19 protein-coding genes are annotated in these 20,103 nt (G+C 74.2%); 14 read left to right on the forward strand and 5 right to left on the reverse strand.

The window, feature by feature from the left end; all coding sequences use genetic code 11:
- Nucleotides 1-405: dihydrofolate reductase family protein (locus KBX43_RS21980; protein ID WP_210886916.1), on the reverse strand; the 405-nt coding region annotated here is incomplete at its 3' end.
- 92 nt (nucleotides 406-497) lie between these two features.
- Between KBX43_RS21980 and KBX43_RS21985 the strand changes: the two genes are divergently transcribed.
- Nucleotides 498-1,076 (forward strand): TetR/AcrR family transcriptional regulator, encoded by a 579-nt coding sequence (locus KBX43_RS21985; RefSeq protein ID WP_210886919.1) that lies wholly within the window; start codon nucleotides 498-500, stop codon nucleotides 1,074-1,076.
- Nucleotides 1,077-1,150: 74 nt separating this feature from the next.
- A complete protein-coding gene (locus KBX43_RS21990; RefSeq protein ID WP_064448255.1) occupies nucleotides 1,151-2,296 on the forward strand; it encodes a polysaccharide pyruvyl transferase family protein in 1,146 nt (381 codons plus the stop codon).
- Nucleotides 2,297-2,305: 9 nt separating this feature from the next.
- Here KBX43_RS21990 and KBX43_RS21995 read toward each other — a convergent pair whose 3' ends face one another.
- A complete protein-coding gene (locus tag KBX43_RS21995; protein WP_064448256.1) occupies nucleotides 2,306-2,512 on the reverse strand; it encodes a hypothetical protein in 207 nt (68 codons plus the stop codon).
- Nucleotides 2,513-2,597: 85 nt separating this feature from the next.
- On the opposite strand from KBX43_RS21995, the gene KBX43_RS22000 reads away from it, so the two are divergent.
- Nucleotides 2,598-3,119, forward strand: a complete 522-nt coding sequence (locus KBX43_RS22000; RefSeq protein WP_069088939.1) for a DinB family protein — start codon at nucleotides 2,598-2,600, stop codon at nucleotides 3,117-3,119.
- Nucleotides 3,120-3,123: 4 nt separating this feature from the next.
- On the opposite strand, the gene KBX43_RS22005 is transcribed toward KBX43_RS22000, so the two are convergent.
- Nucleotides 3,124-3,984, reverse strand: a complete 861-nt coding sequence (locus KBX43_RS22005; protein ID WP_210886922.1) for a carbohydrate kinase family protein — start codon at nucleotides 3,982-3,984, stop codon at nucleotides 3,124-3,126.
- Nucleotides 3,985-4,067: 83 nt separating this feature from the next.
- Between KBX43_RS22005 and KBX43_RS22010 the strand changes: the two genes are divergently transcribed.
- Both KBX43_RS22010 and KBX43_RS22015 read left to right on the forward strand, forming a co-directional pair.
- Nucleotides 4,068-7,409, forward strand: a complete 3,342-nt coding sequence (locus KBX43_RS22010) for a DEAD/DEAH box helicase (protein ID WP_210886925.1) — start codon at nucleotides 4,068-4,070, stop codon at nucleotides 7,407-7,409.
- Nucleotides 7,406-8,350 (forward strand): SWIM zinc finger family protein, encoded by a 945-nt coding sequence (locus KBX43_RS22015; RefSeq protein ID WP_210886929.1) that lies wholly within the window; start codon nucleotides 7,406-7,408, stop codon nucleotides 8,348-8,350. The genes KBX43_RS22010 and KBX43_RS22015 overlap by 4 nt, the downstream gene beginning before the upstream one ends.
- 51 nt (nucleotides 8,351-8,401) lie before the next feature.
- On the opposite strand, the gene KBX43_RS22020 is transcribed toward KBX43_RS22015, so the two are convergent.
- Nucleotides 8,402-8,659, reverse strand: a complete 258-nt coding sequence (locus KBX43_RS22020) for a DUF3040 domain-containing protein (protein ID WP_043329246.1) — start codon at nucleotides 8,657-8,659, stop codon at nucleotides 8,402-8,404.
- A gap of 446 nt (nucleotides 8,660-9,105) precedes the next feature.
- On the opposite strand from KBX43_RS22020, the gene KBX43_RS22025 reads away from it, so the two are divergent.
- The 5 genes from KBX43_RS22025 to KBX43_RS22045 are packed head-to-tail and all read left to right on the forward strand — an operon-like array spanning nucleotide 9,106 to nucleotide 15,346.
- The gene (locus KBX43_RS22025; RefSeq protein WP_210886932.1) at nucleotides 9,106-11,172 is read left to right on the forward strand and encodes a DUF1800 domain-containing protein; all 2,067 of its coding nucleotides are present in this window, start codon (nucleotides 9,106-9,108) and stop codon (nucleotides 11,170-11,172) included.
- A 14-nt stretch (nucleotides 11,173-11,186) separates the two neighbouring features.
- Nucleotides 11,187-12,560 (forward strand): DUF1501 domain-containing protein, encoded by a 1,374-nt coding sequence (locus KBX43_RS22030; RefSeq protein WP_223201459.1) that lies wholly within the window; start codon nucleotides 11,187-11,189, stop codon nucleotides 12,558-12,560.
- Nucleotides 12,557-13,972, forward strand: coding sequence for a ferric reductase-like transmembrane domain-containing protein (locus tag KBX43_RS22035; RefSeq protein ID WP_210886934.1), 1,416 nt, complete (start codon nucleotides 12,557-12,559; stop codon nucleotides 13,970-13,972). Before KBX43_RS22030 ends, KBX43_RS22035 begins: the two co-directional genes overlap by 4 nt.
- 13 nt (nucleotides 13,973-13,985) lie before the next feature.
- A complete protein-coding gene (locus KBX43_RS22040; RefSeq protein WP_209962785.1) occupies nucleotides 13,986-14,582 on the forward strand; it encodes an FMN-binding protein in 597 nt (198 codons plus the stop codon).
- 35 nt (nucleotides 14,583-14,617) lie between these two features.
- Nucleotides 14,618-15,346: an FAD:protein FMN transferase gene (locus tag KBX43_RS22045; RefSeq protein ID WP_210887025.1), complete on the forward strand. Its 729-nt coding sequence runs from the start codon at nucleotides 14,618-14,620 to the stop codon at nucleotides 15,344-15,346.
- A gap of 384 nt (nucleotides 15,347-15,730) precedes the next feature.
- Here KBX43_RS22045 and KBX43_RS22050 read toward each other — a convergent pair whose 3' ends face one another.
- Nucleotides 15,731-16,402 (reverse strand): bifunctional DNA primase/polymerase, encoded by a 672-nt coding sequence (locus KBX43_RS22050; RefSeq protein WP_210886936.1) that lies wholly within the window; start codon nucleotides 16,400-16,402, stop codon nucleotides 15,731-15,733.
- Nucleotides 16,403-16,619: 217 nt separating this feature from the next.
- On the opposite strand from KBX43_RS22050, the gene KBX43_RS22055 reads away from it, so the two are divergent.
- The 4 genes from KBX43_RS22055 (at nucleotide 16,620) to KBX43_RS22070 (ending at nucleotide 20,101) form a co-directional block, all read left to right on the forward strand.
- Complete coding sequence (locus KBX43_RS22055; RefSeq protein ID WP_069088946.1) at nucleotides 16,620-17,849, forward strand: helix-turn-helix domain-containing protein; 1,230 nt, start codon at nucleotides 16,620-16,622, stop codon at nucleotides 17,847-17,849.
- Nucleotides 17,846-18,427, forward strand: coding sequence for a flavoprotein (locus KBX43_RS22060; RefSeq protein ID WP_030504216.1), 582 nt, complete (start codon nucleotides 17,846-17,848; stop codon nucleotides 18,425-18,427). The genes KBX43_RS22055 and KBX43_RS22060 overlap by 4 nt, the downstream gene beginning before the upstream one ends.
- Nucleotides 18,428-18,537: 110 nt before the next feature.
- Nucleotides 18,538-19,374 (forward strand): Nif3-like dinuclear metal center hexameric protein, encoded by an 837-nt coding sequence (locus KBX43_RS22065; protein ID WP_064448321.1) that lies wholly within the window; start codon nucleotides 18,538-18,540, stop codon nucleotides 19,372-19,374.
- Nucleotides 19,364-20,101, forward strand: a complete 738-nt coding sequence (locus KBX43_RS22070) for a zinc ribbon domain-containing protein (protein WP_064448265.1) — start codon at nucleotides 19,364-19,366, stop codon at nucleotides 20,099-20,101. Before KBX43_RS22065 ends, KBX43_RS22070 begins: the two co-directional genes overlap by 11 nt.
- The last annotated feature ends 2 nt before the right edge of the window (nucleotides 20,102-20,103 follow it).

Raw genomic sequence — 20,103 nt, forward strand, 5'->3', positions numbered from 1 at the left:
GGCGAGCTGCCCGCCGCCGCAGAGCCAGATGTCGCGCCCGGGTTGTGTCTTCAGCTCGCGGACGAAGGCCACCGGGTCACCGGCGACGACGTTCACGTCCGGGTAGTCGGCAGGGGGCAGGGAGCGGCTGAACACGTACTGCTCCAGGTGGGCGTACGGGCTTGTCACGCCCATCTTCAGGCCGGGCTCGTAGCTGCCTCGGCCCATCAGCACTGTGTCGAAGCGGCCGGCGGGCGGGGAGTCGATGCCGAGCTGGGCGTGGGCGAACGTGGGCAGCGTCTGGGGCCACTCGGCCACCAGGTGGGGCGCCAGGTCGGGCGTCAGCGGGAGGAAGTCGAACGACCCGTCGGGCGCGGCGATGAAGCCGTCGAGGGTGCTGGCGACGAAATACACGAGCTTGCGCAAACCGGCTCCGATGTCCGAGGTGATCCACGACGGCTGTCGTGGTTCAGTGGCGAATCTACAACACCTGTCGTGGTTGTTGCTACTGTGTTCGCGTGGCCAGGAACCCGGAACGCCGTACCCTGCTCGCCGACGCCGGTCTGCGGGTGCTCGCCGACGCCGGCGCGCGCGGGCTGACCCACCGGGCGGTCGACGCCGAGGCGGGCGTGCCCTCCGGCACCACCTCGAACTACTTCCCGTCCCGCGCGGCGCTGCTGGCCGGCCTGGCCGAACGGATCTTCGACCGGATCGCGCCCGACCCGGCCGTGCTGGCCGACCTCGGCCGCCGCGAGCCGTCGCTCGCGCTGATGACCGACTACCTGCGCGACATCGTCGCGCGCACCACCCGCGAGCCGGGCCTCACCCGCGCGCTGTTCGAACTGCGGCTGGAGGCCGCCCGCCGCCCCGAGTTGCGGTCCGCGCTCGGCGGCGTGCTGCGCCGGGGGTACGCCGACGACGTCGCCCACCACCTCGCCGCCGGACTACCGGGCGGGGCGTACGAGGTGGCGCTGCTGCACTACGCCGTCGACGGGCTCCTGCTCGACCTGCTCACCACCTCGATCGACGCCGGGTTCGACACCGATCAGGTGGTCTCCGACCTCGTCTCCCGTCTGGTCGGCGACGCCACCCGTTGAGTCTCCTCGCCGTGCGTTAACCCGGGGCGGCCAGCGGGAACGCTGGCGCGGACACCCCTGGGAAGGAGCAACGGATGAGGGAACGCACCGGACTGACCATCGGCGTGCTCGGCTCCTACGGCGGTCGCAACCTCGGCGACGAGGCGATCCTCACGGGTCTCCTGGACGATCTGCGCCGACACGAGCCGAACGCCCGGATCATCGTCTTCTCCCGCAACCCCGCGCACACCGCGCTGGCCCACCCCGAGGTCGAGGCGGTGCCGTGGGAGGGCGTCAGCCGCGTCGACTCGTCCCCGGTGCTCAACCAGCTCGACCTGCTCATCCTCGGCGGCGGCGGGATCCTCTACGACAAGGAGGCCCGGCGCTACCTGCGGGTGGTCCGGGTCGCCCAGGAACGCGGGCTGCCGCTGCTCACGTACGCGGTGGGTGTCGGCCCGCTCAGCGACACGCTCGACAGCGGCATGGTGCGCGAGACGCTCGCGCAGGCGGTCGAGGTGACCGTCCGGGACCAGGAGTCGCGGATGGTGCTGGAGGAGGCCGGTCTGATCAATCCCATCACCGTCACCGCCGACCCGGCGTTCCTGCTGGAACCGGAGGAGTTCCCCGAGCAGTGGCTGCGTGAGGAGGGCGTGCCGGCCAACTCCCGGCTGGTCGGGCTGAGCGTGCGCGAGCCGGGCCGGGCGGCCGAACGGCTCGACGTGGACGGCTACCACCGCCTGCTCGCCCAGATCGGTGACTTCCTGGTGCACCGGATCGACGCGCACGTGCTGTTCGTGCCGATGGAACGCGACGACATCCGGCACTCGCACGGCGTGCTGTCGCACATGACCGCCGCCGACCGGGGCCGGATCCTGCACGGCGACTACCGTCCGGCGCAGATTCTCGGGTTGATGCGCCACTTCGACCTCGCGGTCGGCATGCGCCTGCACTTCCTGATCTTCGCGGCCATGATGGGCACACCGTTCCTGCCGCTGCCGTACGCCGGAAAGGTCTTCGACCTGGCCCAGCGGCTCGGCGTGCCGGCGCTGCGCGGCGTGGAACGGGAGGTCGAGGGCCCGCTGCTGGCCGAGGTGGACCGGCTGTGGGACGAGCGGGCGGCGCGGGCCGACGAGACCGCGCGCCGGGTGGCGGAGGTCTGCGAGCAGGCGCGGGGCACCTCGCAGGTGACCCGCAGCGTGCTGGACAGCATCCGGGCCCGGTCCCTGACCCCGGCGGTGTGAGCCGGGTCGTCAGACCGCCGGGCCACGCCAGGCGTAGACCCACTCCCGGCCCGGCTGGGCGTCCGACTCCAGCTCGTAGATCTGTGCCTCCGCGAGCCCGTTGGACCCGAGGTGGTGATGGGTCAGCGGGGGACGGCCGTTGCTGTCCAGCTCGACGGTGACGGTTTCGCCGTCGGCCGCGCCGCCCACCAGGGGGATCTGCACCGTGGAAGCCATGCGCCCATCCTGCCCCGGCCGGCCCGCCCGCGCAGGGGATCACGCGGGGCAGCGAACCGGGCACCGTGCGTACTAGGGTCCGGGGATGGCGCACCCGACGATCGATCCGACTCTCGGTCCGGTCCTCGCCCGTACGGGCGGCGAACGGGCGATCCTCGACGCGTTCCTCGACTTCCACCGGAGCACCGTGCTGCGCAAGGTGCGCGGCCTGACCGACGCCGACGCCGGCCGGCGTCTGGTGCCCTCGCTGACCACCCTGGCCGGGCTGCTCAAGCACCTGACGGTGGTCGAGGGGAACTGGTTCCGCCGCCTGTTCGCCCCCGAGCCGGGCGACGTCTACCTCACCTCCCAGGCCGACGCCGACGCCAGCTTCGCGCTGCGCCCCGGCGACACGGTCGAGACGCTCGCCGCCGCGTACGAGGCGGCCTGCGACGAATCCCGGCGGGTCGCCGCGCGGTTCGACCTCGATCACGTGGTGCCGCACCCGCAACTCGGCGAGGTGTCGCTGCGCTGGGTGCTGGTGCACCTGATCGAGGAGACCGCCCGGCACGCCGGGCACGCCGACATCCTGCGCGAGCTGACCGACGGCGAGACCGGCGCGATCTGACGCCTCAGGCCCGGGGGAGCAGCCCGTCCGGATACTCCATCCCGTCGTGCGTACAGGCCGCGGCGGCCACCCGGGCGGCGTACCGGGCCGCGTCGAGCACGTCCGCGCCGCGCAGCCGGGCGGCGATCACCCCGGCCGCGAACGCGTCCCCGGCGCCGTTGGTGTCCACCACCGGCCCCGGCGGGGTGGCGGCGGGCACGTGTGCGGGCGGCGCGCCGGGGGTGTGCAGCGTCGCGCCGGCCGCGCCGCCGGTGACCAGCACCGTGCGCGGCGCCAGCTCGGCCGCCTCCTTTGCGGCCCGCTCGCCGAGCCGGCTGTCGCTGACGAAGACCAGGTCCGCGATCCGGGCGAACGGACGGTGGTAGTCGTTCTCGCCGTCCCAGTCGTGCAGGTCGGTGGAGACCGACGTGGCGGCGCGCAGCACCGGCAGCGAGTCCCGGGCCCAATCCATGATCGACAGGTGGACGTGGGTCGCCTCGGCCACGAGCGCGGCCAGCTCCGCGTCGGCGAACGGCGCCGGCCCCGACCACGGGCGCGGGTCGTGCAGCGACATCCGCCGCCCGGCCGGGTCGACCAGGTTCACCGAGCGGCGGGTGCCGGCCGGCGCGTCCGCGAGCGTGGACCGCACCGAGGTACGCGCCAGCGCCGCCCGCACCACGTCACCTGCCGGGTCGGCGCCCAGCACGTCGACGAGCGCCACCCGCAGGCCGAGCGCGTGCGCGGCCAGCGCCACCCCGGCGCCGGTGTTGCCGATCCGCATGTCGATCGGCGGCACCAGCAGCGAGTCGGCGACGGGCGGCGGCAGCGCGGGCACCTGGACGCGGACGTCCACACCGAGCCCGCCGAGCACGAGAAGGTCGACCATGGCGCCGACGATAGCGACGCCCGGCGGCCTATCCTGACTCCCCGGGCGCCGTCTTCCGGCCCCGGCGTCGGCGAGGGGGAGCAGTGCTGGTCATCCACGGGCTGTGGCTGCCCGGTAGCGGGCTCGCCCTGTGGGCCGAGGACAGCACGCGCCCGGCGCGCGGGCCCCGCCGGCCCGGCCGCGTCCCGCGCGAGCGCCCGCACCCGTTCGCCGCCGACCACGCCACGCTCGCCGCCGCGCTCGACGGCATGCCGGGCGAGCCGGTCTCCGTCCTGCTGGACCTGCCGACCCGCGCCGGCTCGCCGGTGGACTCGCCGGAACTGATCCGGGCCACCGTCGGGGAACCGGTCCGCGGCCCGGTCACCCGCGCCGGATGGCGGGTCCCGGCCCTGGGGTACGCCCCGGACGCCGCGTACGAGCTGCTGCGCGTGCCGGCGCCGGGCCCGGTCGGGGCGAGCCTGCGTCACCTGTGCGAGCTGGCCGACTTCGCCACCGACCTGGTCGCACGCGGCCGGCTGCTGCCGGTCGCGCTCGACGCGTACCCCGGTGGTGGTGGACCCGACGGCGGGCCGGCCGCGACCGGCCGGCGTGCCTCGGCGCGGCGGTCACCGGCGGCCTCCGGCGCGAGGGCCGGGCGGCGGTTGCGGGCCGTCGGGGCGGACGACGTGGCGACCGGGTGGGCGCTCTGGCGGCCGCTGCTCACCGGCACCGACGCGGGCTGGGCGCGCGACCTGGCGACGGCGTTGCCGCCGGCGGCCCGCGCCGCCCGGGAATGGCGGCCCGAGCCGTGGGGCCCGGCAGCGGCGTCGGTCGGTGCGGGCGAAGGCCCTGGCGGGGCCGCCGCCCCGGCGTCGGCGGATGTGCGGACGGACGCCGCCGAGCCCATGCCGGGCGGGCGCTCGCCGAGCGGGTCCGTCCGGGACAGCAGCCGGGCGGGCGAACCGACGGGCGGCGCGTGGGCCGGGCGATCCGGCGACATCGGGGCCGGTGAGCTGGTCGCCGAGGCGCTGGACGCGCTGGTCGACGCCGCCGCCCGGGTGGCGCTGGCCGACACCCGGCTGCACCGGGGAATGCGCCCGGTCGGCGCGGTGCCGCGCTGGCTGGCCGCGCTGACCGGCCCGGAGCGGGCGTTCCCCGCCGAGCCGGACGCGCTGGCGACGCTGCGCGACGAACTGGACGCCTGGCAGCGCGACGCCGCGGGCGGCGCGGTACGGGCCACGTTCCGCCTGGTCGAGCCGGACGTCGACCCGGTCGCCGAGCTGGTCGAGGACGCCGTCTGGCGGGTCGAGTTCGGCCTGCACCCGGCCGACGAGCCGGGGCTCGTGGTGGACGCCGCGCACATCTGGCAGCGGCCCGCGCCGGCGCTGGCCGCCCGGGGCGTGGAGCCGCAGGAGACGCTCCTGGCCGAGCTGGGCCGGGCCAGCCGGCTGTGGCCCGAGGTGGACGCCGCGTTGCGTACCGCCGCGCCGGAAGGCATGGAACTGGACGCCGACGGCGCGCACCGGTTCCTGCGTGAGGGCGCGCCGGTGCTGCACGCGGCCGGGTTCGGGGTGCTGCTGCCGTCGTGGTGGCGGCGTTCCTCGTCGCGGCTCGGCGCGCGGCTGCGGGCGCGCAGCCGGAGCGCGCCGGGAGCGGTGGCCACAAGCGCCGGGAAGCTGGGGCTGGACGCACTCGTCGACTACCGCTGGGAGCTGGCGCTCGGCGACCAGCCGCTGACCGCCGAGGAACTGGCGTCGCTGGCCGACCTGAAGTCGCCGCTGGTCCGGCTGCGCGGCCGGTGGGTCGAGCTGGACCCGCAGCGGCTGGAGGCCGGGCTGAAGCTGCTGCGCTCCTCCGGCGAGCTGACGGTGGCCGACCTGCTGCGGATGGGACTGTCCGGTGACGACAGTGCCGGTGAGCTGCCGGTGCTGGACGTGGTCGCCGACGGCGCGCTCGGCGAACTGCTCGCCGGTGAGGCGGAACGGCGGCTCACCCCGGCCGACCCGCCGCCGGGTTTCACCGGGACGCTGCGGCCGTACCAGCGGCGCGGGCTGGCCTGGCTGGCGTTCCTCCAGTCGCTCGGGCTCGGCGGCATCCTCGCCGACGACATGGGGCTGGGGAAGACCGTCCAACTGCTCGCGCTGCTCGCCGGTGACCCGCCGGAGGCCGGGCCCACGCTGCTGGTCTGCCCGATGTCGCTCGTCGGCAACTGGCAGCGGGAGGCGGCGAAGTTCGCGCCCGGCCTGCGCGTACACGTGCACCACGGCGCCGAGCGCGCCCGGGGCGAGGGCTTCGCCACCGCGGTGGGCGAGGCGGACCTGGTGCTCACCACGTACTCGGTGGCTGCCCGGGACGCGTTCGAGCTGGCCGGTGTCGACTGGCACCGGGTGGTGGTGGACGAGGCGCAGGCGATCAAGAACGCCGCCACCCGGCAGGCCGAGGCGGTCCGGTCACTGCCCGCGCGGCACCGGGTCGCGGTCACCGGTACGCCGGTGGAGAACCGGCTCGCCGACCTCTGGTCGATCATGCAGTTCGCGAATCCGGGGCTGCTCGGCCCGGCCGCGACGTTCCGCAAGCGCTTCGCCGAACCGATCGAGCGGCACGGCGACGCCGAGGTCGCCGAGCGGCTGCGCCGGATCACCGGCCCGTTCGTGCTGCGCCGCCTCAAGACCGACCCGACGATCATCACCGACCTGCCGGAGAAGCTGGAGATGGAGGTGGTCTGCAACCTCACCGCCGAGCAGGCCGCGCTCTACCAGGCCGTGGTCGACGACATGATGGCGAAGATCGAGTCCAGCGACGGCATCGAACGACGCGGGCTGGTGCTGGCCACCATGACCCGCCTCAAGCAGGTCTGCAACCACCCCGCCCAGCTGCTGCACGACGGCTCCGCGCTGGACGGCCGCTCCGGCAAGCTGGAACGCCTCGACGAGATCGTCGACGAGGTGCTCGCCGCGGAGGAGAAGGCGCTGCTGTTCACCCAGTACGCCGAGTTCGGCGGCATGCTGCGCGGGCACCTGTCGGCGCGTACCGGCCGGGAGGTGCTGCTGCTGCACGGCGGCGTCGGCAAGGCCGACCGGGACGCCATGGTGACCCGCTTCCAGTCGCCGCAGGGGCCGCCGCTGTTCGTGCTGTCGCTCAAGGCTGGCGGCACCGGTCTCACGCTGACCGCCGCCAACCACGTGGTGCACGTGGACCGGTGGTGGAACCCGGCCGTCGAGGACCAGGCCACCGACCGGGCGTTCCGCATCGGACAGCGCCGCCGCGTGCAGGTACGCAAGTTCGTCTGCGCCGGCACCGTCGAGGAGAAGGTGGCCGCGATGATCGCGGACAAGCGCAGCCTGGCCCGGTCCGTGGTGGGCAGCGGCGAGCAGTGGATCACCGAGCTGTCCACCGACACGCTGCGGGACCTGTTCACGTTGGAGTCCGGGGCGGTGGTCGAGTGAGCCCCCGCTTTGACGACTACCGGCCGCCGCTGCGGGTCGAGGGTGGCCTGCGGGCGCGCAGCACCAGAGGCGCGATCGGGCAGTCCTGGTGGTCCCGGCGGTTCGTGGAGGTGCTGGAGTCGTTCGCGCTCGGCTCCCGGCTCACCCGCGGCCGGGCGTACGCGCGCCGGGGGCAGGTGCTCCGGCTGGACGTGTCGCCCGGCAAGGTCACCGCCGAGGTGCAGGGCTCCCGGCCGCGCCCCTACCCGGTGCGGATCGGGTTGGCCGCGTACCCGGAGAAGGTGTGGCGGCGGCTGGAGTCGGAGCTGGCCGGGCAGGCGTTCTTCAGCGCCCGGCTGCTCGCCGGTGACCTGCCGGCCGAACTGGAGGAGCTGTTCGCCGGGGCGGGCGCGCCGCTGTTCCCGGCCGAGATCGACGAGCTGGACCAGAGCTGCGGCTGCCCCGACTTCGCGGTGCCGTGCAAACACCTGGCGGCCACGTTCTACCTGCTCGCCGAGGCGTTCGACGCCGACCCGTTCCACCTGCTGCACTGGCGTGGCCGGTCCCGCGCCGAACTGCTCGACCGGCTGCGTACGCTGCGCGGCGCCGTGGCGGACGGCGGTGTGCTCGGCGCGGGCGCGGCATCGGTCCCGGGCGCCGGGCCGGACCCGGCGGCGACGACGGGTGTGCCGGTGGTCGGCGCGGCGCGGGCCCTGGCCGGGCTGCCGGCGGTCGAGCCGGACGAGGAGCTGGACCGGTTCTGGCTGGCGCCGGTGGCGCTGCCGGACCGGCCGCCCACGCTCGCCACCGGCCCGGAGCTGCTGCTGCGCCAGCTCGGGTCGCCCGGTGCCGCGATCGGCGGGCCTGGCCTGGCCGAGCGGCTGCGCCGGGCGTACCGGGAGTTCGGCAGCGCCGAGGGCGCGTCGCCCACGGAGTTCGGTCGCGCCGAAGGCGCGCGTTAAGAAGGGGCCCTTCCTCTACCGGAGGCGTTAAGAAGGGGCCCTTCCTTACGCCTACAGCAATCGGCGGCGGAAACGCCACATCACGGCGGCGTTGGCGACCAGCACCACCGCGCAGATCGCCCCGGCCAGCCGTCCGACCAGTACTGTCATCGCCGGTAGCGAGGCCCACAGCACGATCGTCAGCAGCATCATGTACCGGCCCCGGCGTCCCTTTATCCGGCTGTCCAACCGGGCGAAGAACCGAGGGTCGCTCTCCCGCAGACGGCGGGTGATCTGTTCGAACCTGCGCTGATCCTCTTGGCTGAGCATGGCGGTGCCTTCCCCTCACGGCTTCAGCGGTTCGGCGGCATACCCGGATCGGAGGGCGGTCACGCGCCGCCGCTGCTGCTGTTTCGCCGGACCGGACAGGCGGAACGAGGTTCTCAGCGCAGGCTTATCCGTACCTTAAGTTTCGGTGAGGCGGTGAACGCCCCCGGCGGCGTCGCCGGGCTGCGAAACCTCGCGTTCGGGCGGTGCGTGACCGGATCGGCCCTGCTCCGGACGTCGCCGCGCACTCGCCGCCCCGCCGGGTCCTCCGCGGCGGGCCTGAGCACCGTCTTAAGTGCGCTCACGGGCGCGTCCGGCGTGCCTTGAGCGGCCGGGACGGCCTGGCTACTTTCCCGTAGGCAACTTCTCCGGCAACCGTCGCCGCCCCTGCGCCACCCGACCCCCCGGGTGGCAGGCGTGCCGGCACTCGAAGAAAACGGGATAGGTACATGGCCGACCTGAACGTGCCACCGCGTCGACCCCGGGACGACCGCGGCTGGGACGGATACCAGCACCCCCATCCGGACGGGTACCGCGACCCGCACGCCGCGCCGTACGCCGGCGCTCACCCCGCCCCCGCGCCGGGCCCGCAGTGGGTCGGACCGGACGGCTTCGCCCCCGCCGCCGGTGGCTACCCGCCGCAGGGCGGCTTCCCCCAGCAGGGCGGCTACGCCCAGCCCGCCGGCGGGTACGGCCCGCCGCCCGGCCCGGGACTGCCCACGCTGGACGACGACGGCGACGAGCCGCCGAACCGGGGTCGCCGCCGCGCGCTGGCCACCCTCGGTGGGGCCGCGGTCGTCGCCGGTGGCGCCGCCTTCGCGCTGTCTCCGCAGGTACGCGGACTGTTCACCGGTGACGCAGCGGCCGGTGACGCCACCGGCACCGTCACCACCGACGGCAACGCGGCGCGGCCGAGCGGCCAGCAGCCCAGCACCGTGCGGACCTACACCGAGCAGAACGAGAGCTACATGGGCTCCCGGGCGGGCGAGGCGCTCAAGCGCAACGCGCCCACCGGCGGCCGGCTCTACGGCAGCCCGGCCGCCGCCGCCGAGGCGACCAAGGTGACTGTGAAGACGGTGCTCGCCAAGGATCCGATCCGGCACCTCGCCACCCGCACCACGTTCGGCGCGACCCCGAAGATGCTCGCCGACATCAAGCGGCTCGGCATCGACGACTGGCTGCGCCAGCAGCTCGAACCGGAGAAGATCGCCCCGACGAAGGCCGAGCTGAAGCTGGCCGAGCTGCAGTCACTCAAGCTCAGCCCGACGCAGCTGCGCGACCAGCGCGAGCAGCTCAACGAGAAGGGCGTCGACCCGGCCCGGGAGACGGTGGACGCCACCATCGCCCGGCAGATCTGGTCGGACCGGCAGCTGTTCGAGGTGATGGTCGACTTCTGGAACGACTTCCTGCACGTCGCCGCCGACTTCGACGGCGGGGAGAACTACCGCAACGCGTTCGACCGGGACGTCATCCGCAAGCACGCGCTCGGCAGCTACCCGGAGATGCTCGTCGCCGCGAACAAGCACCCGGCGCTGCTGCTCTACCTGAACCAGGTCGACTCGCGCAAGGACGCGGTCAACGAGAACCTGGCCCGGGAGAACCTGGAGCTGTACTCCGTCGGCGTCGACGGTGGCTACACCGAGAAGGACGTACGCCAGGCCGCGCTGCTGCAGACCGGACGCGGTGTCGCCGACGGCAAGTACAAGTTCTTCGCCGAGCGGCACTACCTCGGCAAGGTGAAGATCCTCGGGTTCAGCCACGCCAACAACTCCGACGATCCGGTGGCCGCCGACAAGGTCATCGACTCGTACATCCGTTACATCGCGACGCACCCGTCGACCGCCCGGTACGTGGCGCAGAACCTCGCCACCCGGTTCGTCTCCGACACCCCGCCGAAGTCCGTGGTGGACCGGCTCGCCAAGGCGTACACCACGAACAAGGGGCAGATCCGCCCGGTGCTGGCGACGCTGTTCAGCTCCTCGGAGTTCTGGGCCGCGGTCGGCCAGAAGGTACGCCGCCCGATGGAGTACCTGGTCGCCACGTACCGGGCGCTCGGCGTCTCGCCGGACGCGGCCCCCGGCTACTCCGGCGACAATCGGCGGACCCCGTTCGCGCAGGGCCTGCGGCAGATCCAGGACAAGATGCGCGAACTCGGCCAGTACCCGATGGGCAAGCCCACCCCGGACGGCTACGCCGACGTCTACCTGGCCTGGACCTCGGCCGGCACGATGATCGACGGCTGGAACGAGGCGGGCGACCTGATCGCCGGCTACCGCAAGCAGTTCACGTTCGCCAAGCCGGAGAAGCTGGTGGCGAAGCCGCCGACCACCGCCGGGGCGTACGTGGACGCGCTGGCCCAGCGGCTGGTGCACCAGAAGCTCAGCGCCAAGGAGAAGAAGCTCGTGCTCGCCGTGGCCGGGGTCGCCGAGAGCGCCAAGGTCGACGCCACCTTCAACGGGGCCATCGCCGCTGTCGCGCGGACGATCCTCGCGTCCCCCCAGCACCACCTCCGGTGAGGCATTCGATGGAGATGACCGTGAACCCGTACCCCCTGCACCCCGAATGCCCCGACCTGCGGCGGCTGGCCGACAACCCGGCCGAGGCGCTGCTGCGCGCGGAGGCGGACATCGTCGCGGCCGAGAGCGCGGCCGAGGCCGACCGGTACCGCCGGCTGGAGGAGATCGAGGAGGCACAGCAGGACGGCCGGGGCGTCACCCGCCGTACCTTCGTCGCGGGCGCCGCGGCCACCGCGACCGCGCTGGCGACGGCCCAGTTCGTCACCACGTCGGCGTCGTTCGCCGCGACCAAGACCGGCACGCTGATCCACGTCTTCCTCTACGGCGGGCTGGACGGGCTGAGCCTGGTCGCCCCGGCGAGCGACCCGGTGCTCACCAAGGCCCGCCCGGACCTGCTGCTCGGCGAGGACTCGCTGGCGCTGGCCCGCGGCTTCAAGCTGACCAGCGCGTTCGCGCCGCTGGAGAAGTGGCTCAAGGCCGGTCAGCTCGGCTTCGTGCCGGCCGCGTCCGACCCGCGGCTGTCCCGCAGCCACTTCCAGGCCGCCGACGCCTGCAACCTGGGCGGCCTGCCCGGCGAGACCGGCGGCCGGGGCTGGCTGGACAGCCTGGTCGACGCGCTCGGCAAGGGCACCGCGTTCCGCAGCGTCGGCATCGGCAGCACGCTGCCGCGCTCGCTCGTCGGCGTGAACGGCGCGATCTCCCTCAACAGCGTCGGCGACCTGCGGCTCAACGGCGACGACAAGTTCCGCGCGGCCACCGAGAAGGCGATCCGCGGCCTGTTCACCGGCATCAACCACCCGGTGGAGGAGGCGGTCATCGAGGGCATGGGCGCGCTCGCCACCGCCCAGAAGCTCGCTGCCAAGCCGTACGCCGCCGCCGAGGGCGTCGAGTACCGGGGCGTCGGCAACTCGTTCAAGCAGCTCGCCCAGCTCATCAAGGGCGGCGCGAACGTGCGGGTGGCCACCGTCGGCATGGGCGGCTACGACACCCACGAGAACCAGGGCACCCGCGAGGGCGGCCAGCTCTGGCGGCGGCTCAACGAGCTGGCCGCCGCGATGGCCGCGTTCTTCACCGACCTGGGCGACCAGGCGGCGGACGTGACGATCATGGTGTCCAGCGAGTTCGGCCGCCGGGTCGCCTCGAACGGCGGCGGCACCGACCACGGCCACGGCGGCGTGGTCACCGTGCTGTCCGGCCGCAAACTGGCCAGCTCGCTGCTCGGCACCTGGAACGGGCTGGACAAGTTGGACAGCGGCGACGTGCCGGAGTACAACAACATGTTCAACGTCTACGGATCGGTCGCGCAGGGCCGCTTCGGCCTGACAAACGCCGAGGTGGACAAGATCTTCCCCCGGCAGAAGTTCACCCCGGTCAAGATCTACGCGTGACGTACCAGGAAACCCGCGCCGCCGGCCGTCGTACCGGGCACTCCGCCCCGTACGGCGGCCGTCCGGCTGCTCCCGTACCCCCGGCTCGTCCGCGCCGCGGACCCGGCGCCCGGCGGACGCTCGCCGCGCTCTTCTGGCTCGGGCTGGTCGCCGCAGTGGTGCCGTGGTGGCTGGACACCCCGGCCGGGTCGCTCACCGACACCGCCGACCTGCTCACCGCGGGCGGCCGGATCACCGGCCTGATCGCCGGCTACCTGCTGCTGGTCCAGGTGCTGATGATGAGCCGGCTCGGCGTGCTGGAACGCGCGCTCGGCGGCGAGCGGATCTCCCGGCTGCACCGGGACCTCGGCGCGACGCTGCTGGTGGCGGTGCTCACGCACATGTCGCTGCTGGTGGTCGGCTACTCCCGGCAGGAGCGCAACTCGGTGCTCGCCGAGGTCGGCGTGCTGCTGACCGACTACGAGGACATGATCACCGCGTTCGCCGCGGCCGGCGTGCTGGTCACCGTCGCGGTCACCGCGGTACGCGCGGTGCGCCGCCGCCTGCCGTACGAGCTGTGGCACCTGCTGCACGCGGCCAGCTACCTCACGCTGCTGCTCGGCTACGCGCACCAGTTCAGCAACGGCGCGCAGCTGCACCAGCCGGGCCTGGTGCGTACCGGCTGGATCGCCGGATACGTGCTGGTGGTGGCCGCGCTGGTGTGGGGCCGGGTGCTCGCGCCGCTGGCGTTCAACCTGCGGCACCGGCTGCGCGTCGCCGACGTCGTGGCGGAGAGCCAGGACACCGTGTCGGTATACCTGACCGGGCAGCGGCTCAACCAGATCGACCTGCTCGGCGGGCAGTTCTTCCGCTGGAGGTTCCTCAACCCCGGCTGCTGGTGGCAGTCGCACCCGTTCTCCGTCTCCGCCGCCGGCAACGACAGGTGGCTGCGGATCACGGTGAAGGTCGTCGGCGGGTACACCGCCGAGCTGCGCGACCTGACGCCGGGCACCCGGGTCTGGGCGCAGGGTCCCTCCGGCACGTTCACGGCCGCGCACCGCACCCGGGAGCGGACGCTGCTCATCGCCGGCGGCAGCGGCATCGCCCCGCTGCGGGCCATGCTGGAGGAGCTGCCGCCCGGCGCGGCGCTGATCTACCGCGCGAGCACCCCGGCCGACGTGCTGCTGCACCAGGAGCTGGACTGGCTCGCGCAGGCCCGGCAGACCTCCGTCTGGTACGTCGTCGGCCGCCGTGACGACCCCGGCCCCCGCCAGGTGATGAACCCGGAGGGGCTGCGCCGCCTGGTGCCCGACCTGACCCGGCGCGACGTCTACCTGTGCGGCCCGGGCGGCCTGGTCGACGAGGCGGTCGCCGCGCTGCGCGCGGCCGGCGTGCCCCGCCGCCAGATCCACCTGACCGCGTTCGAGCTGTAGGAAAGGCACCACCATGCGTCGCGCGCTCCTCGCGATCACCGGACTGGCCGCCGGCACCACCGCGCTCGTGGTGCTCAAGGGCGCGCCGGGCAGTGGGCAGACCCTGCCGGACGCGCCGGTGGCGCTGGCTCCGGTCGCCCCGGGCGGCTCGGCCGCGCCCGAGCCGCCGTCGCCCACCGCCGCCGCGTCCGGCAGCGCCACGCCGTCGTCGCGCGCCTCGGCGAAGCCCACCCCGAAGGCGTCCGCCGACCGCAGCCCGGCCAGCCGGGGCGGCACCCGTACCAGCACCGCACCCGCCGCGCCGCGGACCACCACCAGCGCGCCGAAGGTCACCACCCGCACGGTGACCGGGCCGTCGGTCACCTACGAGTACGGCTCACTGCAGGTGCGGATCACGCTCAGCGGCAGCCGGATCGTCGACGCCACGGCGATCGGACTGCCGCTGGGCGGGCAGTCCGGGCAGCGCAGCGACGACGTGCAGGCCCGCTACAGCGGCACGTCCGGTGAGGTGGTGGCCCGGCAGAGCGCCAACCTGAGCACCGTCTCCGGGGCCACGTACACCAGCACCGCGTACAAGCAGTCGTTGCAGGCCGCGCTGGACAAGGCGTGACGGTTCGTTCCGGCCTGCGCCGGGTCGAGCACGTCATGGGTACGGCGATCAGCCTGGACCTGGCCGACGACCTGCCCCCGGGGACCCTGCACGAGCTGGCCGAGGACACGTTCGGCTGGCTGCGCGAGGTGGACGCGCGGTTCAGCACGTACCGGGACGACAGCGAGGTGTGCCGGGTCGACCGGGGCGAGCTGCGGCCCGCCGACGCCTCGGCCGACCTGCGTGCCGTGCTGGCGGCCTGCGCCGACCTGTGGACCGCCACCGACGGGTTCTTCGACGCGTACGCGACGGGCCGGCTCGACCCGTCCGGCTACGTGAAGGGCTGGGCGGCGCAGGTCGCCTCGGACCGGCTGGTGGCCGCCGGTGCCCCGAACCACTGTGTGAACGCGGGCGGCGACGTGCGGGTACGCGGCCACGACGCGGCGGGGGAGCCGTGGCGCATCGGGGTGCGGCATCCCTGGGACGCGGCGGCGACCTGTCTGGTGCTGACCGGCACCGACCTGGCGGTCGCCACCTCCGGCGTGTACGAGCGCGGGCACCACGTGCTGGACCCGCGCCGGGGCGTACCGGCGAAGGGCTTGCGGTCGGTCACGGTGGCGGGCCCGGACCTGGGCGTGGCGGACGCGTACGCGACAGCCGCGGTGGCCATGGGCGAGCCGGGCCTGGCCTGGCTGGACCACCTGCCGTCCCCCTGGCAGCACGCCGTGGTCACGGAGACCGCCCACCTCCACCACTCCCGAACCCTCCCCACCCTCCCCACCTGACCCCGCTCCTGACCCCGCCGATCATGAAGTTAGCGGCACCGGAGCCCGGCGTGTCGCACCGCTAACTTCATGATCAACGGTGCGTTGGAAAGGGTGCGTCCGTGCGGACGGGGCGTCGGGGGTCAGCGGAGGGGGCGGTGGAGGATGGCGGGGCGGGAGCCGGTGGGGCGGGGGCGGCCGGGGCGTACGCCCAGGGGGCGGGTGAAGGCCCACGGGTGCACACGGCGGCGGGGCCGTGCCGGCTCGGTGCCGCCGGTGTGGCGGGCAGCGTCGTCCCTGGACATCCTCAAACCCCCGCTCTGGCGCGCACGCGCCCTCGCCAGGTCCAACGACTCCGGTGCCGGGGAGGTCGCTGTCGGCCACCCGTCCGGGCGTAGCCGGGGGTCAGCGGCCCCGGCGGGGCAGCGGGAGGTGGCCGGGGAACAGGTCCGCGCCGAGCGTCACGCCCGCCGCCCGTAACGCGGCGATCAGCGCGTTCTGCACCAGGTAGGAGTCGGGCAGCTGCCAGCGGGCCTGTTCCGGGGCGACCACCCAGCGCACCGTGCCCTCGGGCAGCCGGGTCGGCGGCGCGGGGATCCACGAGCCGGGTCCGTGCCGCACCACGTGAAAACAGTGCTCCAGCTCCGGGCGCAGCGGGTCACCGGGGCGGACCAGGAACATCCAGCGACCGGTCGGGGTGACCAGCGCCGGTCCGCGTACGCCGAAGCCGGCGGGATGGGTGGCGACCGCGTCCAGCACCTGCCGGCCCAGGTGGGCGGCGACCTCCAGGACGTCGAACGCACGCCCGGTGGGCAGCAGGACCCCGTGCGGGCGGCTGCGCCACCAGGTGGCCACCCGGGCCGGGTCGGTGCTGGCGGCGTGCTCCCAGTCCTCCAGGGCGGGGTGGCAGCCCACCGTGGGGCAGCCGGCCCGGCCGCAGACGAAGCGGCTGTTGGCCAGGCAGGCGCCGGGCGTGACCGGCCAGCCGTGCAGCGCGTACCGCACCGCGACGCGGCGCAGGCGGACCCGTTCCAGCGGGGACAGATGAGCGACGCGCGGCCGGACATTCCTCCACATGTCTGACATCCCCTCTCGTCCCGCGAAACCGTCCACATGCCACACGTCGAAAGCCGTCACTGCCGAAACTCACGCTCGTTGTGGTGACTAACGGTCGGTGCAACTTGCACGAAAACTACGAGAACTGGCTGGTCGGTGGACGCACAACCTGTGCGATCGGGGCAAGCCTGGGGGACGTGGGGGGACCGGCCGGCGCCGTGAGGGGGAGGGAGCAGGGATGGACGAACTACCCATAGGCCGGCGGGTGGCGTACTGGCGGAGCCGGCGCAAGATGTCCCAGCAGGTCTTCGCCGACCGGCTCGGCAAGTCCAAGAGCTGGGTGGACAAGGTGGAGCGTGGCGTCCGCCGGCTGGACAAGTTCTCCGTCCTCTACGAGATCGCCGACATCCTCCAGATCGACGTGCAGCTGCTGCACGGCAAGGACCCGGAACGGCGTACCGACGCGCTCAACTGCATCGACCAGGTCGAGGTGGAGGAGATCCGCACCGCCCTGGAACGGTACGACTCGATGAGCGCCTACTTCGACGCGGCGCCCTTCCCGCCGCCACTGGCCGACATGCGCAAGGCCGTCAACCACGCCTGGCTGACCTACCAGTACGGCCGGTACGGCATGCTCACCCGCGCGCTGCCGAAGCTGCTGCGCGACGCCCAGGCGGCGGACGCCGGCTACGCCGCCGACGAGCAGGTACGCGAGGCCGCCCACCTGCTCGGGCAGGTCTACCAGATCGCCTCCTCGGTGCTGCGCAAGCTCGGCGAGTGCGACCTCGCCTGGCTGGCCGCCGACCGGTCGATGGCGGTGGCCCAGCGGGCCGACGACCCGCTGCTGGCCGGGATCGCCACCACGAGGGTCTGCAACGCGCTCGTCGCGATGGGCCGTCCCCGCCCCGCGCTGGAGCTCAACGTGCGCATCGCCGGCCGGCTCGCGCCCGGCGGCGACAACGACGTCCGGCCCGAACGGCTCTCCGTCTACGGCATGCTGCTGCTGCAGGGCGCGATGGCGGCCGCCCGGATCGGCGACTCGGCGACGGTGGACGACCTGCTCGCCGGCGCCGACGAGGCGGCCAAGCTGCTCGGCGGCGACCACAACCACTACTGGACCTCCTTCGGCCCGACCAACCTGGAGCTGCACCGCGCCGCCGCGGCCGTCGAGCTGGGTGACGGCGGCCGGGCGGTGGAGACGCACCTGCGGCTGTCCGAGCCCGCGTTCAACGCGCTGCTGCCGGAGCGGCGCGCGCACCACCTGCTCGACCTGGCCCGGGGCTACTCGCAGATCGGCGACGTGGCGAGCGCGGGGGACATGTTGCTGCGCGGCGACCGGCTCGCGCCGTCCGAGATCCGGTGCCGGCCGATAGCGCACGAATTGATGTCCGAGATTCTCCGTCGCACACGTGGTGCGCCGCCTCAGCCGATCGCGGAGTTGGCTGAGCACATGGGAGTCGGAGTATGAGCGGTCCGGAGACCGCGAGCGAGCACCGGCGGGTGCTCTACGTCATCGCCTGCGGTTCGCCGCTGGCCCGTCACGTCGGCCGGCTGGTCGACCTCGCCCAGCGGGAGGAGTGGACGGTCTGCGTGGTCACCACGCCCGACGGCGCGAAGTTCGTCGACCGGGCGGCCCTGGCCCGGCAGACCGGCCACCCGGTCCGTACGCACTACAAGAACCCGGGTGACCTGGACGTGCTGCCACCGGCGGACGCCATGCTGGTGTGCCCGGCGACGGTCAACACGATCAACAAGTGGGCGGTCGGCATCACCGACACCCTCGCGCTCGGCCTGCTGGTCGAGGCGCAGGGGATGGGGGTGCCGATCGCTGCCGTCCCGTACACGAACGAGGCGATGGCCGGGCACCCGGCGTTCCGGGCCAGCCTCGACCGGCTGGCCGGGTGGGGCGTCCGGGTGGTCTTCGGGGACCACGTCGTACGCCTGCATCCGCCCGGCACGGGGGAGCGGCGCGCAGACGCCTTCCCCTGGGACGCCGGCCTGGCCGCCCTGCGCGGCGCGGACCGGCCGGTCGCCCCGGTCGGCTGACGGTGTGAGCGTGGCTCCCGGCGCGCCCGGGAGCCACGCCCGACGGCGGTCGGCGTGTAGCGGCCCGGACGCCGGTAAGCTGGCCGCCCGTGAGCACAACCGTCGCCGACGTGGTGGCCGCCCTGGACCGCCGTTACCCGCCCGCCTGGGCCGAGGAGTGGGACCGGGTCGGCCTGGTGGTGGGTGAGCCCGACCACCCGGTACGCCGGATCGCCTGCGTGGTGGACGTGGTCCCGGAAACCGTGGACGAGGCCCTCGAAGCCGGCGCGGACATGATCGTCGCGCACCACCCGCTGCTGCTGCGGGGCGTCTCCTCGGTGGCCGCCACCACGTACAAGGGCCGGATCGTGCACCGGTTGATCAAGGCGGACGTCGCGCTGTACGTGGCGCACACGAACGCCGACGTGGCCGATCCCGGCGTGTCCGACGCGCTCGCCGCCCGGTTCGGGCTGACCGGGCTGCGCCCGTTGCACCCGCCCCGCCCCGGCTCGCCCGCCGCCGGGCCCGGCCGGGGCATCGGCCGCATCGGCGAGCTGCCCAGCCCGATGACGCTCGCCGAGCTGACCCGGCTGGCCGCCGCCGTGCTCCCGGTCACCGCCTGGGGAGTTCGCGCCGCCGGGGATCCCGGGCGTATGGTTCGTACCCTCGCCGTCAGCGGCGGCTCGGGGGACGGCTTCCTCGCCGAGGCGACCGCGGCCGGGGTGGACGCGTTCCTCACCGCGGACCTGCGTCACCACCCGGCCGGGGAACACCTCGCCGCGGGCGGCCCGGCGCTACTGGACGCCGCCCACTGGGCGACGGAGCGACCCTGGCTGGACGACCTGGCCGCCCACCTGGCCGGCGCGCTGGGCGTCGAGACCGTGGTGTCCGACCTGGACACCGACCCGTGGACCGTGCACGCCGCCGCGCCCCGGCCGGACGACAAGGAGCCCCGACGTGAAGGCTGACCCGAAGGTGCAGCGCCGCCTGCTCGACCTCCAGGCGATCGACACCGCGCTGGCGCAGCTCGCGCACCGCCGCCGCAGCCTGCCGGAACGCGCCGAGCTGGAGGCCCTGGCGCGTGAGCTGTCCGCGCTGGAGGACGAGCGGGTCCGCGCCCAGGTGGCGGTCGACGACCTGGACCGGGACATCGCCCGGATCGAGAAGGACGTCGACCAGGTGCGGGCGCGCAAGAGCAAGGACGAGGCCCGGCTGGCCTCGGGCAGCGGCCCGGCCCGCGAGCTGGAGGCCCTCCAGCACGAGCTGGTCTCGCTGAACCGCCGGCAGAGCGACCTGGAGGACGCCGAGCTGGAGCTGATGGAGCAGCGGGAGACCGCGCAGGGCGTGCTCGACGGCATCGAGAGCCGGCTCGCCGAGGCCCGCGAGCGCCGCGCCGCGACCGAGCAGCGCCGCGACGAGGCCCTGGCCGAGATCGCCAAGGAGGAGGAGTTCAAGCGCACCGCCCGCCAGCCGCTCGCCGGTGACCTCCCGGCGGACCTGGTCGGCCTCTACGACAAGATCCGTGAGGACACCGGGCTGGGCGCCGCGCTGCTGACCGGGGGCCGCTGCGGCGGCTGCCGGCTGGACCTGTCCGGCGCCGACCTGGCTCGTATCCGCAAGGCCGACCCGGACGACGTGGTCCGCTGCGAGGACTGCCGGCGGATCATGGTCCGGACCAACGAGTCGGGGCTGTAGCC

The organism is Micromonospora sp. C41, assembly GCF_018070485.1.
GTDB lineage: Bacteria > Actinomycetota > Actinomycetes > Mycobacteriales > Micromonosporaceae > Micromonospora > Micromonospora chalcea.

Excerpts from the sequence above, each read along its gene's own strand:
- KBX43_RS21990 (WP_064448255.1), top strand. The coding sequence starts at position 1,151 with ATGAGGGAACGCACCGGACTGACCATCGGCGTGCTCGGCTCCTACGGC.
- KBX43_RS21995 (WP_064448256.1), bottom strand. The coding sequence starts at position 2,512 with ATGGCTTCCACGGTGCAGATCCCCCTGGTGGGCGGCGCGGCCGACGGC.
- KBX43_RS22000 (WP_069088939.1), top strand. The coding sequence starts at position 2,598 with ATGGCGCACCCGACGATCGATCCGACTCTCGGTCCGGTCCTCGCCCGT.
- KBX43_RS22005 (WP_210886922.1), bottom strand. The coding sequence starts at position 3,984 with ATGGTCGACCTTCTCGTGCTCGGCGGGCTCGGTGTGGACGTCCGCGTC.
- KBX43_RS22020 (WP_043329246.1), bottom strand. The coding sequence starts at position 8,659 with ATGCTCAGCCAAGAGGATCAGCGCAGGTTCGAACAGATCACCCGCCGT.
- KBX43_RS22025 (WP_210886932.1), top strand. The coding sequence starts at position 9,106 with ATGGCCGACCTGAACGTGCCACCGCGTCGACCCCGGGACGACCGCGGC.
- KBX43_RS22030 (WP_223201459.1), top strand. The coding sequence starts at position 11,187 with ATGACCGTGAACCCGTACCCCCTGCACCCCGAATGCCCCGACCTGCGG.
- KBX43_RS22040 (WP_209962785.1), top strand. The coding sequence starts at position 13,986 with ATGCGTCGCGCGCTCCTCGCGATCACCGGACTGGCCGCCGGCACCACC.
- KBX43_RS22045 (WP_210887025.1), top strand. The coding sequence starts at position 14,618 with ATGGGTACGGCGATCAGCCTGGACCTGGCCGACGACCTGCCCCCGGGG.
- KBX43_RS22050 (WP_210886936.1), bottom strand. The coding sequence starts at position 16,402 with ATGTGGAGGAATGTCCGGCCGCGCGTCGCTCATCTGTCCCCGCTGGAA.
- KBX43_RS22055 (WP_069088946.1), top strand. The coding sequence starts at position 16,620 with ATGGACGAACTACCCATAGGCCGGCGGGTGGCGTACTGGCGGAGCCGG.
- KBX43_RS22060 (WP_030504216.1), top strand. The coding sequence starts at position 17,846 with ATGAGCGGTCCGGAGACCGCGAGCGAGCACCGGCGGGTGCTCTACGTC.